We start from the raw sequence: 16,720 nt of genomic DNA, 5'->3' as shown, positions 1-16,720 counted from the left end.
GGCGGTGGTTTTTATTCCTAATCTATCTCGATAATAAAGTTTGAACTATATTACTTGGTAAGATATTGTCATAAATTATTTTAGATATAATACCACCATATAAAATCCAACTCTCCTCGTTTTTATTATTCCCTTCCATTGATATTCCACGATTATTTAAAACGAACATTCCTTTCCTTGGTACTACTTGTTTGGCTTTTGCTGTTTCCTTTGTAGTCATCCATTTCGTTTTTAATCCATAGTCATTAAAAAGTTCAATCATAATATCTAAATTAAGTCCAATTATGATTTTTATTTTTCCTGTTAGAATATCTGTAATAAAATTTGGTTCAAATGGTTTTGCAAATATTGGTTGAGATAAACTTGCAGTTATTGATAACCAATCAGCTATAATATAATTATTAGTTTCTTGTTTTAATATTTGCTCAACAGCAAATCCAGCCATTTTTATTCCTTCATCTCGATACATTCCTATATGTAAACATCCTTCTACAACTGTGTATGCCCAAGTTTTCGTGTCTAATTTTTCTCTTAATTTATTAAATTCTTGGTCGTATCCTAAAGTCGGAATATTTGGTGTAGAAACTGTTATCTCGTGTCCTGAAACTGGGTCGATTCCTTTATCGTGATTCATAACTTCAGAGGCTTTTTTAGCACGCTCTTTCTGTCGTTGCATTCTTTTTGCCTGCTTGAAAGTTTTATCATCGAATTTATCTTTTAAAACTTTGTCAGTTATTGGAACTTTATCTTTTTCAAGTTGATTTATAAACTCGGAAACTTTATCATTTACTTTTCCTTCTTTTAGTTCGATAATCTTTACACCTTCCTTATGTTTTACAAGTACATCTCCTATTTGAACGAAACTTGTTAAATCAGATATTAACGCAAACTCTAAAGGGTTTTTATTAATGTCATTAACAACTGAAATTGCGTGTTCTACATTTGAGGAATCTAAAAATTTTGTTGAATCCTCTTCAATATGAAATCTTCTCGCTATATGCAATTGACCACCTATTACCTGCCAAGCAATTCCATCTGCAATATGTGAATATGTATGTAATCTTTGAGTTATAATTTTTATTGTTCGTTTAGATTCGTTCTCTTTGGATTTGTCTTTTTCTTTTCTCCAATGTTTGAGTTGGATTTTTTCCTCACGTAATAATGATTGATAGTATTGAATTTCTTCAATCAATAAGTTTTGAGCTTTTTTAAATCCATCGTGAACTTTAACAATAAAATTCAGTTGTTCGTCTTTTCCCCAATTTCCAACTAACTTTTCGGTAAGGTTATCTATTCCGACAGAATTCACAGCGTTAGCAAATGCAAAATCAGATATTTTTTCAACTACCTCTCTATGTTCCTGAATGGTTTTCATTAAAATTACCGCCAACACACAAATATACGAATATATAAGCTTTGTAATGTCTTCACGCTTTTTTCAATATAAATTCAAGTATCATAAGGCTTTTTTTAAATAATTGTTATACGTATTTTATATATCTTTTCAATAAAAAATGTACATTTGTACTTTTTTGATATACAAAAAACGAATATAAATATGGATTTTTCAAAATATATATTCACACCGGGAAATCACAAAGGCAAAAGCGTTATATGGATTACCTTCCCCAAAGACCAGCAGCTTATCAAATCTTTAAGAAAAAGATTTCCCTCTGCTAAGTGGAGCAAGACAAAAGTCGCTTGGCATTTACCAGATTTAACTTCCGTAAGAAATGAAGTTGGATTGCATAAAGAAAACCCTATTTCAAAGCAATTAATTGGGGTGCATCTAGTTAATCAACAGCCAATTATAGACCTATACAATCAACTTATGTTAAAGTCTTATAGCGATAATACAATCCGAATCTACCTTGCAGAATTTGCCCACCTCTTAAGATTAATTAAAAATCATCCGGTAGATAATCTTTCACACCAGCGATTAAAAGACTACTTCTTGTTTTGTGTCAAAAAATTGAAAATGAATGAACGCAAAATGAATGGGAAAATCAATGCCGTTAAATTTTATTTTGAAAAAGTAAGACACAAACCTCAAATGTTTTTTGATATACCAAGACCAAAAAAGCCTTCAAAATTACCCAAGATGCTAAGCAAGAACGAAATTAAGCGTCTTTTTGAAGCTACAACAAATCTAAAGCATAGTGTAATGCTAAAGCTATGTTATGGAATGGGACTGCGAGTAAGCGAAATTGTAAATCTAAAAATAGAGCATATAAACAGTGAAAGAATGCAAGTTTTAATTGCAGGTGCCAAAGGCAAAAAAGATAGGTATGTTAACTTGCCAGAAAGTATTTTGCCACTTTTAAGATTGTATTACCAAAACTATAAACCCAAAGAATGGCTCTTTGAAGGCCAATACGGCGGACAATATGCTATAAGAAGCGTACAGGCTGTTTTTAAAAGAGCCTTAAAAAAAGCACAGATTAATAAAAGTATTGGTGTACACGGTTTACGCCATAGTTATGCAACACACTTACTTGAAAGTGGAGCGGATGTAAGGTTTATACAAAAACTGCTGGGTCATAACAATATTACAACCACTCAAGTGTATACCCATGTATCCAAAGCTTGTTTAAAAAATGTAAGGAGCCCATTAGATTCAATAATGGAATAGAAAAAGCTATTCTGCAGTCTCTTCCATGGTATGATAGACGTTCTGTACGTCATCATCTTCTTCAAGCTTTTCTAATAGTTTTTCTACGTCTTCAGCCTGTTCTGGAGTCAGTTTTTTAGTCACTTGCGGAATGCGCTCAAAACCAGAGGAAATGATCTCTATATTGTTTTCCTCTAAATACGATTGAATATTTCCAAAGCTTTCAAACGGGGCATAGATCATTACGCTTGTAATCTCTTCGCCGTCTTCGTTCTCGTCCGTATCCTCAAAGATTTCTTCTACACCAAAGTCAATGAGTTCTAGCTCTAATTCTTCCAAGTCTAACCCGTCTCCTTTAATCTTAAAATTACAGGTATGGTCAAACATAAAAACGACAGAACCAGACGTGCCCAAGCTGCCATCGGTTTTATTAAAGTAAGAGCGTACATTGGCAACCGTACGCGTATTGTTGTCCGTCGCCGTTTCTATAAGTACTGCTATACCGTGCTGTGCATAACCTTCAAAAATTACTTCTTTGTAATCTCCCTGGTTTTTGTCGCTGGCGCGTTTTATGGCACGCTCAATATTATCTTTTGGCATGTTTACAGACTTGGCATTCTGTATTACTGCTCTTAAACGGGAATTGCTATCTGGATCTGGACCACCTTCTTTTACAGCCATAACAATATCCTTACCTATACGTGTAAAGGCTTTGCTCATAGCAGACCAACGTTTCATTTTTCTTGCTTTTCTAAATTCAAAAGCTCTTCCCATTAAAAATATATTTTTGCTCCCAGAACATTGGGAAACTGTTTAAACTATAATTTTTCTATTTTAACAAATTTATAAAATTCCGTTAATCATTCGGAATATGCTTGCTTAAAAAGTTTTGATTGGCTGTATTGAGATTGTTAATCACCATTTCTCGCCTTTTATTGAGCTCTGTATTGGTCTTGTTATAGGTCTTTACCCCTTTGTTATAAGCGTTGACCATAGCATTGTAACCATCAATTTGTTCCTTGGTGCGTTTGCGCTGTGGTGTTTTTTCTAATGTGGCCTGTGTTTTTTCCAGATCTTCCCCCAATATTAAAAAATCAGTTAAAATTGGGATCTTGTTTTCGGCTTCATCTATAAAAAACTCAAAAGCTTTTTTGGTAGCATTGGTTATGGATTTGTCATTTTTGTACAATTCAACAGTTTTTAAAACTTCAAGCCCTTCTTTGGCACTTTCGGCAAGCGCATTGCTATTTTGTTGTATGGCATTTACGTCTTTACTGTTTAACGCATCCATAAGATAGATTTCGTTAATGTAGACTTTAAAATAAATGAGATATAGTTTTTTATAGTAAGTAAAGACTTCATTGGATAATGTCATTTTTTTACTTAGATCCGATTCATTTTCAATAATGTTTATATGGTGTTTATTGGCAAAAGCATAATAATTGGTTTCATATTCTTCTTGTATATCTTCCATCTTCTTATCTGCCATTTCTTGTGCTAGCATATAGGCTTCCATGGCATCGTAAGATTGTTCTGCTACGGCTTTCATGTCAATAATCTTCGCATAGTCATCGTTCATTAGGTTTTTGTTAAACACAAGTCGCTTAAGAAGCTGGTCTTTAAATTCTTTACCGTCATAACCAGGTGCTTTTCTTATTTTTTCAATGGCCTTGTCTAAAGTCTTTAAAAGACTTTTCCGTTTGCTGTTAATGTTTCTGTCACTTCTGCTGTGGGCAATGGCTTTGGTGTATTTCCACATTTTTTTTGTGATGCCTTCTTGTTGCTCGCTCACAAAGTTGAGATAATCTATTGCGGTACTGAACGTTTGGGCCGTTGTAGTTAAAGTAAATAGAAAAATAGCGATTGTAAAAAATAGTTTCATTTCTGTTATTTTTATAGTTGAAAGATATCGTTAAGTATTAAATAGGCTTCTTGTATATAAGGGTCTTTTTCTAGTGTTTTACGGTGTTTTATATTAAAGGCTGTATCGTCTTCGTTATAAGCTAAAATCGCTTCGGTTGATGTTGTATTGTTTACTTTGAATATAGTGGTGTTTGCCTCCAGTTGTTCTGAATAGTATTCCCAGGCCGTATTGTAATTGGTTATATCCTTAAAAACAAAATCTAAGGTTAGGGGATAAGTGCCAGTTCTGTTTACATAGCCATCTACAAATATAGTATTGAATGTTTTGATGGTGTTAAACATAGAACTCCTGTTAATACGTTCAATACAATTGCTCTTTAAAATTGAAAGGTCTCTTTTTAGCTTTGGTTTGTGCTTTAAAGTAACTTCTACTGAATTACTTTCTAAAACAAATGGCTTATAGTGTTCTTGTGTTTTATAGTTGTCATAAATACTAGGTAAGACAATATCGGGTATAATACCACTTTTTTGGTGGCTGTGACCGGTTACTCTAAAAAACTGGCCAGTGGTGAGCTTTACAAAACCAGAGGATTTGATGTGCCTACAGGTAAGATAATCTGTGAAGTGGCTTTACCGTGTGTTGTTGAACCAATAATAATGGCAACATTGTAATCTTGCATAGCTGAAGCAAAAAATTCTGAAGCTGAGGCGCTAAACTGATCTACTAAAATAATAATGGGTTTTGTGAAAATTGTACCACGATTTGGGTCTCTTATCGTATAATTTTCAATATCTCTAACTTTAGAAATAGCTACTGGGCCTCTGTCTATAAACATGCCAGATAAATCAGCGGCTTCTTTCATGGAACCACCTCCGTTAAAACGTAAGTCTATGATAAGACCAGCAATTTTGGCACGTTGCAATTTATAGATCTGTTTGGCAACGTCATTGCTAACTCCCAAACCATTAAGAGATTCCAAATCGGTATAGAAACTTGGAATGTTGATATAACCTATAGTGTGATCTCCTTCTAAAAGGTATCCTGTTATAGAATTACCCTCTATGTTGACTTTTGACTTGGTCAGTTTTAAAGTTTTAATCTGCCCACTTTGCTTCTTTATTTTAAAAGCCATGCTTTTAATATTGCCATCATTGATAAAACTTGTTACGGTCTCGTTTGAAGTACAATAGGTGTCAAGGGAAGCTTTGGTGCTTTTTAGAGAAATAATTACATCGTTGATTTCAAAACCGCCATGTTTAAAGGCTGAGCTTCCAGGTACAATATTGGCGATAATTATGTCACCATTTTTCTTTTTTATAGTTTTAATGCCAAATGATAATTGTGAATTGGAAACTGATTCTTCAAATAGGTTTTTGTCGGAATTACTTAAGTAAATGGAGTTGGGGTCTTGATATTTTAGAAAAGCGTTTAAGAATGCTGCATTTACAAAGTTCTCAATAGAACCTTTGCTGCTTTCCAACTCATTAAGCAAACATATTTCGTTATCTATAATCTTTTGTTTTATAGATGTCTCTAGTGTAGTAAAGTTTGAAGAAATATGTTCGATCACAGAATCGTTCTCCACCAATTTGGTCAGTATTTTAAAACGTACTTTTTTATTCCAATATTTTGTAACACTTGCTTTAGATTTAAAATAGGAATAGTCTTTATCAGCATTGTATCGCAGACTATCAACACCACTGTAGTCTAGAGGTTGTTCTCTTAATAATTCTAAAATTTGCTTGGAGTCAGAAATACGTTGTTTTAAAACTTGTGCATAAAGTGCTGTGAAATCACAGGTCTTGTTTTTAATATAATCATCAATTTGTAATTCATCTTTTTTAAATAATTCTATATCAGCTTTAGTAAAGAAGCGTTTTCTTTCATCAATTTCATCTAAAAACAGGCCAAAAACACCTTTAGCTAAACTATCGTTTAAGGGTTTGGGTTGATAATGCTTGGTTTCAACTATGGTATTGATTTTTTTTAATTCGCTACAGAAGTTGAGGTTTTGTGCTTTTGAAGCATACAGTGTACACCAACATAATAAAAAGAGAAAAATTCTGAACATGAATGATTTGGGTTGATTTATTCTTCAACCTCTACAATAGCCTCAATAGCTTCAGCAAGCTCAAAATCTTTATTGGTAACGCCATTGGCATCGTGTGTGGATAAAGAAATTTTAAGTACGTTGTAGGTGTTGCTCCAATTTGGGTGATGGTTTTGTGCTTCACACTCAAAAGCAATGCGACTCATAGCACTGAAGCAGTCCTTAAAATTATCGAATTCAAATTCTGCGTGAATGGCATTATCGTAATATTCCCAATCTGGAAAGCGAAGTAATTTTTTTTCAATTGTAGATGCATCTAAACTCATAGCATAGTTTTGGGTAGATAAATTTAAGAAATAATTAAGAACATACAAGCTTATTTCTTAAGTTCTTCTATAACAGTGGAGCTTACGATCTGGAGATGTTTAGGAAGTTTATTAAATTTAGGAAGAACGGCCAAGTAACGATCGTCATTAGTTGTAAAGACATGTTTCAGCTTTACTTTTTTTTCTGTGATGATCGCAAGAATGTCTTTTACAAATTCATCGTGATGCACTAAATCGGTACTGCCCAGATGAAAAACACCATATTTATTTCTATTGATGATGTAATGAATCTGCTGCGTTACTTTTTTGTCTAGAGTGACATTCATTATTAAATTGGGAAATATCTCAACAGACGCATCTTCGGCAATTAGCGATTTCATTTCTAATATTCTAGGGCAATTAACACCAAAAACCATAGGAAGCCTTAAAATGGCAATCTGTCTTTTGGGTAAACGCAAAAGCATATTTTCTATCTTAATCTTAAAATGGCCATAAACACTATGACTTAAGGTTTTATCTAGCTCATAGCTTGGGTATTTGCTGTAAGCATCAAAGGCATTGGCCGATGACAGAAATATAATTTTAGAACCAAATTCTAAGGCGTACTCTGAGATATGCTGATGTGCTATGGTCTGTGCATTAAAATCTCCGCGTAATGCAGATATGATAATAGTAGGTTTACAGGCTTCAAGTATTTCGTAAACATCATCTTGCTCTACATTATATTGAAAGAACTGTTTGTTGGTTTCAAACTCTTTTTTTTGTGTTCGGCAGGTACCATAAGTTCTAAAATAAGGTCCTAACTCTTTGTAAATGGCATTGCCAATGTAACCACTGGCTCCTAGAATAAGTATGCGATGTTTGTGTAGGTCATTCTTCATTAATCAATCTGCTCTTTTACACCTTTACCCTTTGTAGAAAGGTAGCTTTACAACGGTTGCAGGTATCGCTTTTTTTCTTACCTGAATATTAACTTTACTATCAACTTTAGAAAATACCTTAGGTACATAACCTAAGCCAATACCAACTCCTAAGCTGGGGCTCATAGTGCCAGAAGTAACATTGCCAATGGTTTTTCCACTACTGTCGACAATATCATAACCTTGTCTTGGAATGCCTCTGTCGTCTAGTTTAAAGGCGACTAATTTACGTTCTGGAGTACGTTCTTTTTCTGCTTTTAGGGCTTCACTATTGGTAAACTCTTTATTGAATTTACAAATCCAACTTAAACCAGCTTCTATAGGAGATGTCGTATCGTCGATATCATTACCGTACAGGCAATAGCCCATTTCTAACCTTAAGGTATCTCTAGCTGCTAAACCAATAGGTTTGATTCCAAAATCTGCTCCAGCTTCCAAGACCTTATCCCAAACTTGTTTCACTTCAGAATTCTTACAGTAGATTTCAAATCCTCCGCTACCAGTGTAGCCCGTTGCCGAGATAATAACATGCTCAATACCTGCAAAATCACCGACTATAAAATTGTAGAACTTAATTTCTGATAAATCATGGCTAGATAACGGCTGCATAGCTTCGATAGCTTTTGGGCCCTGAATCGCCAATAGTGAATAGTCTTCGCTTAGATCGCGCATTTCTGCACCAACATCATTTTTTGAAGAAATCCAGTTCCAATCTTTTTCTATATTGCTGGCATTAACAACCAATAGATAAGTTTCGTCTTTTACCCTGTAAATAATCAAATCATCAACAATTCCACCATTATCATTTGGCAGGCAGCTGTATTGTGCTTTTCCAACTTCTAACTTAGCAGCATCGTTACTAGATACTTTCTGTATTAATGCTAAAGCATTAGGGCCTTCAATTAAAAATTCACCCATGTGCGATACATCAAAAACACCAACAGCATTCCGCACAGTTTCGTGTTCAATAGTAACACCTTGATATTGTACAGGCATATTATAGCCTGCAAAAGGTACCATTTTTGCACCTAGAGCTTCGTGGGTAGAGGATAATGCTGTATTTTTCATGGAATAAGATTTTCAATTTATGATGCGCAAAATTAAGCAATTTTTAAGTTTATACTTTATTAAGATAAAGCTAAAAATGAATTTAAACAGAAAAAATACAAAGGTTAAAAATCCAAGAGCCAATCGTCAATTGGTGTATCTTCCGATCCGTGCAAAACAGAAATATCTCCAGTAGATTCGAAGACTACAGCTTTCACTTCAGAAAGTTGTATGACATTGGCTTCGCGCAATTTTGCTTTAAGATCTGATGTAGTGACTTTACATGCTTCGAGACTACCTTCAATAATTTTACCATCTCGCATTAATAAAGTCGGTTTGTTGTCCATAAATTTCCTAATGGTTTTCCACCTCCTGGTATAAGCGATAAGCATTTGTATAGCATATATAGAGATTAGACCTGCAATACCGCTTTGTAATGATACAGACTTGGAAATAACTACAGTTGCCAAAATTGATCCTATGGATACTGTCATGGCAAAATCGAAACTCGACATTTTAGAGAAACTGCGCTTTCCACTTATTCTGGTTAATAAGACCAAGGCAATATAAGTGCCGAAAGCTGTTAGCAAGATTGCCAAGACATTATCATCTGTAGAATAAAACCATGTTTTCATTGTGATTTAAATTTTTCGATTTGATTGTTTGCGCGCTCTAAATCATGTTGGCTAACTTCATCAGGTTTTTGCTCATCTGCTTTTTCGGGTTCTAAGGATAACTTTGCATAAACAGGAAAATGATCTGAAGACGTTTCATTGTAAGTTTTTAATGATACTAACCTAAATTCTTTGGTACAATAAATATGATCTAAAGGCCATCGCAAGAGAAATTTTTTTGCGTTGTATGTACTAAATAATCCTCTGCCTATTCGGGGATCTAAAGTTTTACTTATAGTTTTAAATAATTGGTTGGTATTGGACCATGGCACATCGTTGAAATCTCCTAAAACAATAGTTGGGAATTTGGTGTCCATTACATCTTTTGCAACCATCATCATCTCTGCATCCCTATCTGTTGATCTGGGATTATGTTGTGGCATAGGAGGTGTAGGGTGGATAGCATGCAAATTAATAGTGTCTCCAAATTTGGTAATGAGTTTTGTGTGTATTGAAGGAATATCCTCTTCTACCAAAAACTTTAACTCTGTATCTTTCAATTGAAGCTTAGAATATAACAACATACCATAAGTGTTATCCATGGGATATTCAAACTTATAATTGTAGTCCTTGCTTATTGTTTCGTAGATGGCATTTCTCCAACGCTCATTAGCTTCGGTAAATACCATGACATCTGCGTCAGATTTTTTTATGCTATTGAGAACCTTTTCTGTGTCTTCATTGTCCTGATGGACATTTGCAGTTAAGATACTAAGTGTGCGCTTGGTATCTTTTGAAGCATTAAGAAGTTCTTCTTTCGAAAAAGCGGTATAGGGGAAAAATTTCACGAATTGAAATATAAAACATGCCAATAAAACCATTATAAAGGCATAATCACCTTCATTTTTAAAATCAAATTTTATAAAATAAACAACAATTGCTAATGCTGTAAGAAATGTAAGCTGAACATGGGGGAAATCAAAAATACGAATCCACCAATAATCTACAGCTACCAAAGGCGCCAAGGTTATTAGGATAGCGAAAAGCCCAAAACCTTTAAGAAAGTGTTTTAATGACATTAGTATTGACTAGATGGTGATGCTCTAAAATATACATTAAATTTTATGAATAACAATGTAAAATCCAATAGGATTAATACTAATATGATTTGCGTCAATATTGCGTATATTTAAATCTTTTATTTGAAAAAAATTATCAATGGCCATACTCGGAAATATTATCAAAGGAGTTATTCATCTTAAAGCTGCCTTAACGGTCAAAAAGGATCATGTTGAAGCTCAAAAAAAAGTCTTGGAACATTTATTGCAAACAGCAAAGAATACCGCATTTGGGAAGTTCTACAAATTTGATGAAATTTTAAAGGCAGACAATAGTTTTGAGGCCTTTACAGATGGAATTCCTTATTTCGATTATAACAAAATAAATGAAGAATGGTGGCATAAATTGCACAAAGGCCAAACAGATGTTACTTGGCCCGGAAGCCCATCATATTTTGCATTAAGCTCGGGTACTACCGGTAAAACAAGCAAACGCATTCCAGTAACTGATGATATGGTTGAGGCAATTCGGCAAGCAGGTATAAAACAGGTTTTTGCATTAAAGAATTTTGATTTACCTGCAGATTTCTTCGAGAAGGAAATAATGATGCTGGGAAGCTCTACGGATCTTGAAGAACGTAACGACCACCTTGAAGGAGAGATTAGTGGTATAAGTGCAAGTAATATTCCGTCGTGGTTTAGAGGTTACTACAAGCCAGGTGAAGAGATTGCCCAAATCGATGATTGGGATGCTCGTGTACAGCGTATTGCAGAGCGTGCCAAAGATTGGGATATTGGAGCACTCAGCGGAATTCCGTCTTGGATAGAGTTGATGTTACAGAAAGTTATTGATTATCATAGTCTTGATAATATCCATGATATATGGCCAAATTTGCAAGTTTACACGTCTGGCGGTGTGGCTTTTGGGCCTTACGAAAAAAGTTTTCATGCACTTATGGGCAAACCCGTAACAGTTATTGATACCTATTTGGCATCCGAGGGTTATATAGCTACGCAAGTGAGGCCAGAGACAGATGCGATGCAACTCAATACCGATAATGGTATTTATTTTGAATTCGTGCCTTTTAAACCCGAATATATAAATAAAGATGGCTCATTAAAACAAGAAGCACCAGCTTTAACTTTGGATGAAGTTGAGACAGATCAAGATTACGCCCTAATTATCAGCACCGTTAGTGGATCTTGGCGCTATCTTATTGGTGACACTATAGAATTTACAGATATTGAACGTGCAGAAATTAAAATTACGGGCCGCACCAAGTTTTTTTTAAATACGGTAGGTTCGCAATTATCGGTTAATAAGATGGATACTGCAATTGGCAAGCTCGAAACACAGTTCGATACTACAATTCCAGAGTATACCATTTGTGCTAAACGTGGAGATGATGGGGAATTTTATCATTTTTGGTATCTTGGGTCTGAACTAAAAGATACTGATGAAGACGCTATAGCCAATGCATTAGACCAAGCGCTTAAAGATGCCAATAAGAATTATAGAGTCGCTAGAAATAAAGCACTCAAAGGAGTAGAGGTAAAGGTGGTGCCACCGTCACGATTCTATGATTGGAACGAACGTAACAAAAAGAAAGGCGGGCAAGTAAAAATGGAGCGTGTTATGGGTGAGGATAAATTTAAGGAGTGGGAAGATTTTGCCAATAATAACTAATCACCAGAATTGTTTTCTCGCTTTTTTACCAATTCCATAATTTCCTCTGGTGACAGATAATATTTTTTTATACGATCTTTATACGATGAAGTTATATCTGCATGATTGAGAATGAAATCCTTAGTTTTTAAAATATAATCTTCCATACCTTGTGCAACGGCAAAACTGTCTGCTGCACGTTCAGCTTTAACGATGTGATTTTCTGAGAACAGATACTTAATTCCAAACCAAATAAGATTGGTCTTGCTTCGGTCTTGATAATCCATAATATGGCCTAGCTCATGGCCAATCCATCCGATTAAAATATCAGATGGTATGTGTCTTGTCAAGAATTCTTTATCAGAGATTTTAAATTTTTCACTTATCAATATCACGTAGCTACGGTTTTTTCTACTTCTAAAAAAGCTGCCGAAAGTAGGTCTGGCCTGCATTGTTGATTTCTTTATATTTTTCTTAAAACGAAATATAATTGTTGTACTATCCAATAGCGGATAATACGACAGTGACGTATCAACTTCTTTTTTTATGGATTCTGGTATAATGTGTTGTGCATTTGTGGTTATCGGCATAACTATTAGCATAAATAAGATGCAATTTTTTTTCATGAAACGTAAAATCACCGCATTATAATAAAATTAAAGCATTGATAGGGAGGAACGACATCAAATTTGTTATAAAAAAGTTTAATTTTCTTATTGGTGCATTAATTTCTACGTTAACTTTATATGTTTAGAAATTCGTCCTGTGAAGTAGCAGGATTTCTTCAAATTTATAACCAAAATATGTCTTTTGAACGTATACAAGAAAAATTGAAAATTTTGGCCGATGCAGCCAAGTATGATGTTTCTTGTAGTAGTAGTGGCAGTAACCGCAGTAATGCCAATAAGGGTTTGGGTGATGCGACAGGTATGGGCATTTGCCATTCCTATACCGAAGATGGTCGGTGTGTATCGCTTTTAAAAATATTGCTGACCAACTATTGTATTTTTGATTGTGTATATTGTGTAACACGTAAGAGCAATGATATAAAGCGAGCGGCTTTTAAAGTGCAGGAGGTAGTTGACCTTACCATTAATTTCTACCGAAGAAATTATATTGAAGGTCTTTTTCTAAGTTCAGGTATTTTTAAAAATGCTGATTATACAATGGAACGTTTGGTGGCTGTGGCTAAAAAGTTGCGTTTAGAAGAAAATTTCAATGGTTATATTCATTTGAAGTCTATTCCGGGAGCTTCGGACGAGTTGATGCGAGAAGCTGGTCTTTATGCGGATCGTTTGAGTGTTAATATCGAAATTCCGACAAAATCGGGGTTGAAGCGTTTAGCACCAGATAAAAAACATGAAGATTTCATTAAGCCTATGGCTAAAATAAAAAATGAAATCATTCAATACAAAGCCGAAAAAAAGATCATTAGAAGTACACCGAAATATGCACCAGCAGGGCAGAGTACACAAATGATTATTGGTGCAAGTGGGGAAAACGATTTTCAGATTATGCAGACCTCTAATCATTTTTATAAAAATTACAATCTAAAGCGTGTCTATTATTCTGGTTATGTGCCAATTAGTTATGATAACAGATTGCCACAAATAGGTTCTGAGGTTCCTATGCTTCGAGAAAACAGATTGTATCAAACCGATTGGCTGATGCGTTTTTATGGGTTTGATGTTAGTGAAATTCTCAATGAGCAACATCAAAATTTAGATTTGGACATTGATCCGAAACTCGGATGGGCACTTCGGAATCTACACGAGTTTCCTATAGATGTTAATACGGCCAATAAACGTATGTTGGCAAGAGTACCTGGATTGGGCATGAAATCCGTACATAAGATTATAAATGCAAGGCGATTTCGGAAACTTAATTGGGATCATCTTAAAAAGATTGGTGTTGCCCTTAACAGGGCGCAATATTTTATTGTTTGTGAAAGTAACCAATTTGAACGTCGTGACTTAACCTCAGAGAAAATCAAAGGTTTCATTCTTCAGAATTCAACAAGTAAATATCGAGCTGATTTGAGTAACCAATTGAATCTGTTTGGATAAATGCAATCAACAAATCTTATATACGACGGTAGTTTCGATGGGTTTTTAAGTGCTGTTTTCTATGCCTTTGAGATGAAGTTAAATCAGGTTACTATTCAAAATGAATTTGATTCACAAAGTGGTTTGTTTTCAGAAAACGAAACCATCTTTACGGATGAGGTCAAAGCCAATCGAGTTTGGAATGGTTTAAAATCTAAGCTATCTCCAAACGGAAGGCATCAATTGTATTATGCATTTTTAAGTGAACAACACGGTATTGAAAATACGTTATTGAACTACATACAATACGCATTTTCTCAAGACAGTCCTGTTGATAAAGACTATTCTCATCCTTCGGTTTTAAAGCTTGCCCAAATAGCTAAAATGGTTGGTAGGGAAAAGCATAGAATGGAAGCTTTTGTTCGGTTTAGGTTGACTAAAGATAACATCTATTTTGCAAGCATAGAACCTGACTTTAATGTTTTACCACTCATTCAGAAGCACTTTAAACGTCGTTACGCAGACCAAAAGTGGATAATCTACGACATTAAGCGGCATTATGGGCTGTTTTACGATTTAGAGCGTGTAGATATTATTAATATGGATTTTCCCGCACATTTCGATTTTACAAAAAACAATTCAGATTACTTTGCCGATCAAGAGTTTGAATTCCAAAAGTTATGGCGAGACTATTTTAAGGCAACCAATATAAAGTCGCGTAAGAATATGAAATTACATATTCGTCATGTTCCGAAACGTTATTGGAAATACCTCAGTGAAAAACAACCTGATTAGTCGAGTCTGTTTTCCACAAAAGATTTGGCCCAATGTTCTACTGAAGATGAAAAGCATTCTAAAATGGCATCAACACCAAGAATACTACCTTTAGCTAATCTGCCCAATACAGCAATTGGCATTGTCCTGTCCTCATTTTCTGGTTTCACATAAGCATCATCATAGGTTTCTATTCCCAATTCTGAATGAATAGGCTGAATGGCATCATTTTGTAGAAGCGATTTTACAATTTTTGAATTCACTTTTAGGAGCTGAGGTGAATCTAGCACACTATTTATCATAACTGAAATTTCAGTTTTTTCGCCATTTTTATTTTTCAGTTCGAATCCTTTTGCTGTAAGTTCAATATCAGGATTGTTCGTATAACTTAAATTTAAAATCCCCGCATCAACCAGTGCTAGTATTTGCTGCATACTTTCAATCGGTGGGCCGTAAGAAAACCGTTTACTGCGTTCATCCAAATTTATAACCTTATTCATGGTTTCATCGTCTAATAAAGTGTAAGAAAATGCTTTATATAAAGTAGGTTGGCAATGTCTCCAAACCTGCCAAACACAATAATCTAAGCTGATTCGTTTATTACCCAGAGCCATTTGTATATACTCTTCAATAAGATTGTAGGTAGGGATGGTTTCATCTTGTAGCAGTAAATGCGTAAATTCTGAATCTTTGAGAAATATCTTAATAATGTGCTCAATTTCCTTTGGGGATTCTTCGTTGCGAATGGTTTTATCTGCTAGGCTACAGAATATATCAGCAGCAATTTTAGAAAAAGATTGAATCAAAAAATCAATACCACTTTCAGTTTTATGAGTATGTGTTTTGTCTTTTAAATAGTGTTCAAACGTTTTTAGTGTTTCTGATCTAGGTTGATACCAACTATCAATAATTTGATTGATTGGTTTAGGCGCTAGCGGTAAGCCATCCAAAGAAAATGGTACAATTTTCAACCGATAGTCTTTCACTTTATAGTACATAGTTTTTAATGTAGATTGATCAACTACTTTAAAGTTGCCATAGTCATTGATAGCGAGATAACGTGCTACATCTATCATAGCAAGACCAAAACCTCTTACGCCTATAGATAGATGAGGCTGGTTTTTTAAGCTATTTAATCGCTCTACAGGATAAGGATTTGTAAAGACTCTTTTATCGTTACTTTCGGAGGTATGTGCTAACCACGACTTTAACTGGTCAGAAAGTTCTGTGTTTTGATGCCCTATAGTGAGAAGAATGTCGTCGCAAATAAAAGTGCTTTGGTCTTTCGTTGTAAATTCTAACTGTTTAGCGACCACTTTAACATTATCAACAGTATTTGGTATAAGGGAGAAACGCTCGTGCTGCATTAGCGAATCGGCAATAGATTGGTAACGTTCATACAAATATTTACCCAGCTTTTGGCGTGGTGGATATGTATCTGGTTTATCTGCTGGCAAATGAAAATTGCACCATTGGTGGTATGACGGAAATGATTTAATTTCACAACCAAAATAATTAATCTCTGGTCGTGCTTCAATTCCTGTAAGTTCACGTTCCGTGATATTAATCCAATTAGATTTAGCTTGATTATTGTTCCAAACCGTGCCAGCTCCTGGATAGTCTGAAGGCTCAAATACCAATATTTCAACCGGTTTTTTCGATTTAGAAAGATTGTAGAGTAAGTTTTCCAAGGCGTATAGTCCTCTAGGACCCAATCCAATAATTGCTAGTCGTTTCATAAGCAG

General features: G+C 34.7%; 16 protein-coding genes. 4 read left to right on the top strand and 12 right to left on the bottom strand.

Going from position 1 to position 16,720, the window contains the following annotated elements; all coding sequences use genetic code 11:
- Positions 1-22: 22 nt before the first annotated feature.
- A complete protein-coding gene (locus tag KCG49_RS15510) occupies positions 23-1,375 on the bottom strand; it encodes a hypothetical protein (protein WP_218547810.1) in 1,353 nt (450 codons plus the stop codon).
- Positions 1,376-1,558: 183 nt separating this feature from the next.
- Here KCG49_RS15510 and KCG49_RS15505 point away from each other — a divergent pair, with 183 nt between their 5' ends.
- Entirely contained in the window at positions 1,559-2,632 is a 1,074-nt protein-coding gene (locus tag KCG49_RS15505) for a tyrosine-type recombinase/integrase (protein WP_218547808.1), read from the top strand.
- Between the two features lie 6 nt (positions 2,633-2,638).
- On the opposite strand, the gene KCG49_RS15500 is transcribed toward KCG49_RS15505, so the two are convergent.
- The 9 genes from KCG49_RS15500 to KCG49_RS15460 all read right to left on the bottom strand — a co-directional run bounded on the left by KCG49_RS15500 (position 2,639) and on the right by KCG49_RS15460 (position 10,511).
- Positions 2,639-3,385 (bottom strand): YebC/PmpR family DNA-binding transcriptional regulator, encoded by a 747-nt coding sequence (locus KCG49_RS15500; protein ID WP_218547807.1) that lies wholly within the window; start codon positions 3,383-3,385, stop codon positions 2,639-2,641.
- An 82-nt stretch (positions 3,386-3,467) separates the two neighbouring features.
- Positions 3,468-4,493 carry an LIC11966 family surface protein gene (locus KCG49_RS15495; RefSeq protein ID WP_218547804.1) on the bottom strand — a complete coding sequence of 342 codons (1,026 nt, stop codon included), beginning with the start codon at positions 4,491-4,493 and terminating at the stop codon, positions 3,468-3,470.
- 11 nt (positions 4,494-4,504) lie between these two features.
- Entirely contained in the window at positions 4,505-4,816 is a 312-nt protein-coding gene (locus KCG49_RS15490) for a hypothetical protein (protein WP_218547803.1), read from the bottom strand.
- A gap of 233 nt (positions 4,817-5,049) precedes the next feature.
- Positions 5,050-6,546 carry a S41 family peptidase gene (locus KCG49_RS15485; protein ID WP_218547801.1) on the bottom strand — a complete coding sequence of 499 codons (1,497 nt, stop codon included), beginning with the start codon at positions 6,544-6,546 and terminating at the stop codon, positions 5,050-5,052.
- A gap of 17 nt (positions 6,547-6,563) precedes the next feature.
- Positions 6,564-6,851: a 4a-hydroxytetrahydrobiopterin dehydratase gene (locus KCG49_RS15480; RefSeq protein ID WP_218547799.1), complete on the bottom strand. Its 288-nt coding sequence runs from the start codon at positions 6,849-6,851 to the stop codon at positions 6,564-6,566.
- Between the two features lie 50 nt (positions 6,852-6,901).
- A complete protein-coding gene (locus KCG49_RS15475; RefSeq protein WP_218547796.1) occupies positions 6,902-7,732 on the bottom strand; it encodes a sugar nucleotide-binding protein in 831 nt (276 codons plus the stop codon).
- A gap of 24 nt (positions 7,733-7,756) precedes the next feature.
- Positions 7,757-8,839 (bottom strand): glycine cleavage system aminomethyltransferase GcvT, encoded by a 1,083-nt coding sequence (gene gcvT / locus KCG49_RS15470; RefSeq protein ID WP_218547795.1) that lies wholly within the window; start codon positions 8,837-8,839, stop codon positions 7,757-7,759.
- A gap of 104 nt (positions 8,840-8,943) precedes the next feature.
- On the bottom strand, positions 8,944-9,453 hold the full coding sequence (locus KCG49_RS15465) for a DUF421 domain-containing protein (RefSeq protein ID WP_218547794.1): 510 nt from the start codon (positions 9,451-9,453) through the stop codon (positions 8,944-8,946).
- Complete coding sequence (locus KCG49_RS15460) at positions 9,450-10,511, bottom strand: endonuclease/exonuclease/phosphatase family protein (RefSeq protein WP_218547793.1); 1,062 nt, start codon at positions 10,509-10,511, stop codon at positions 9,450-9,452. The genes KCG49_RS15465 and KCG49_RS15460 overlap by 4 nt, the downstream gene beginning before the upstream one ends.
- A gap of 139 nt (positions 10,512-10,650) precedes the next feature.
- Here KCG49_RS15460 and KCG49_RS15455 point away from each other — a divergent pair, with 139 nt between their 5' ends.
- Positions 10,651-12,177 carry a GH3 family acyl-acid amido synthetase gene (locus KCG49_RS15455; protein ID WP_218547792.1) on the top strand — a complete coding sequence of 509 codons (1,527 nt, stop codon included), beginning with the start codon at positions 10,651-10,653 and terminating at the stop codon, positions 12,175-12,177.
- Here KCG49_RS15455 and KCG49_RS15450 read toward each other — a convergent pair.
- Complete coding sequence (locus tag KCG49_RS15450) at positions 12,174-12,746, bottom strand: hypothetical protein (protein ID WP_218547790.1); 573 nt, start codon at positions 12,744-12,746, stop codon at positions 12,174-12,176. The genes KCG49_RS15455 and KCG49_RS15450 overlap by 4 nt on opposite strands.
- A gap of 213 nt (positions 12,747-12,959) precedes the next feature.
- Here KCG49_RS15450 and KCG49_RS15445 point away from each other — a divergent pair, with 213 nt between their 5' ends.
- Entirely contained in the window at positions 12,960-14,222 is a 1,263-nt protein-coding gene (locus tag KCG49_RS15445; RefSeq protein ID WP_218547814.1) for a putative DNA modification/repair radical SAM protein, read from the top strand.
- Positions 14,223-14,996 (top strand): TIGR03915 family putative DNA repair protein, encoded by a 774-nt coding sequence (locus KCG49_RS15440; RefSeq protein WP_218547788.1) that lies wholly within the window; start codon positions 14,223-14,225, stop codon positions 14,994-14,996.
- Here KCG49_RS15440 and KCG49_RS15435 read toward each other — a convergent pair.
- On the bottom strand, positions 14,993-16,714 hold the full coding sequence (locus tag KCG49_RS15435; protein ID WP_218547785.1) for an FAD/NAD(P)-binding protein: 1,722 nt from the start codon (positions 16,712-16,714) through the stop codon (positions 14,993-14,995). The two genes, KCG49_RS15440 and KCG49_RS15435, sit on opposite strands and share 4 nt — an antisense overlap.
- Between the last annotated feature and the right edge of the window lie 6 nt (positions 16,715-16,720).

It is taken from the genome of Winogradskyella luteola (assembly GCF_019203985.1).
In the GTDB taxonomy this organism is placed as follows: Bacteria; Bacteroidota; Bacteroidia; order Flavobacteriales; family Flavobacteriaceae; genus Winogradskyella; species Winogradskyella luteola.
The sequence above is the reverse complement of the archived record's forward strand: the minus strand, read 5'-3'. Positions and strand labels throughout refer to the sequence as shown.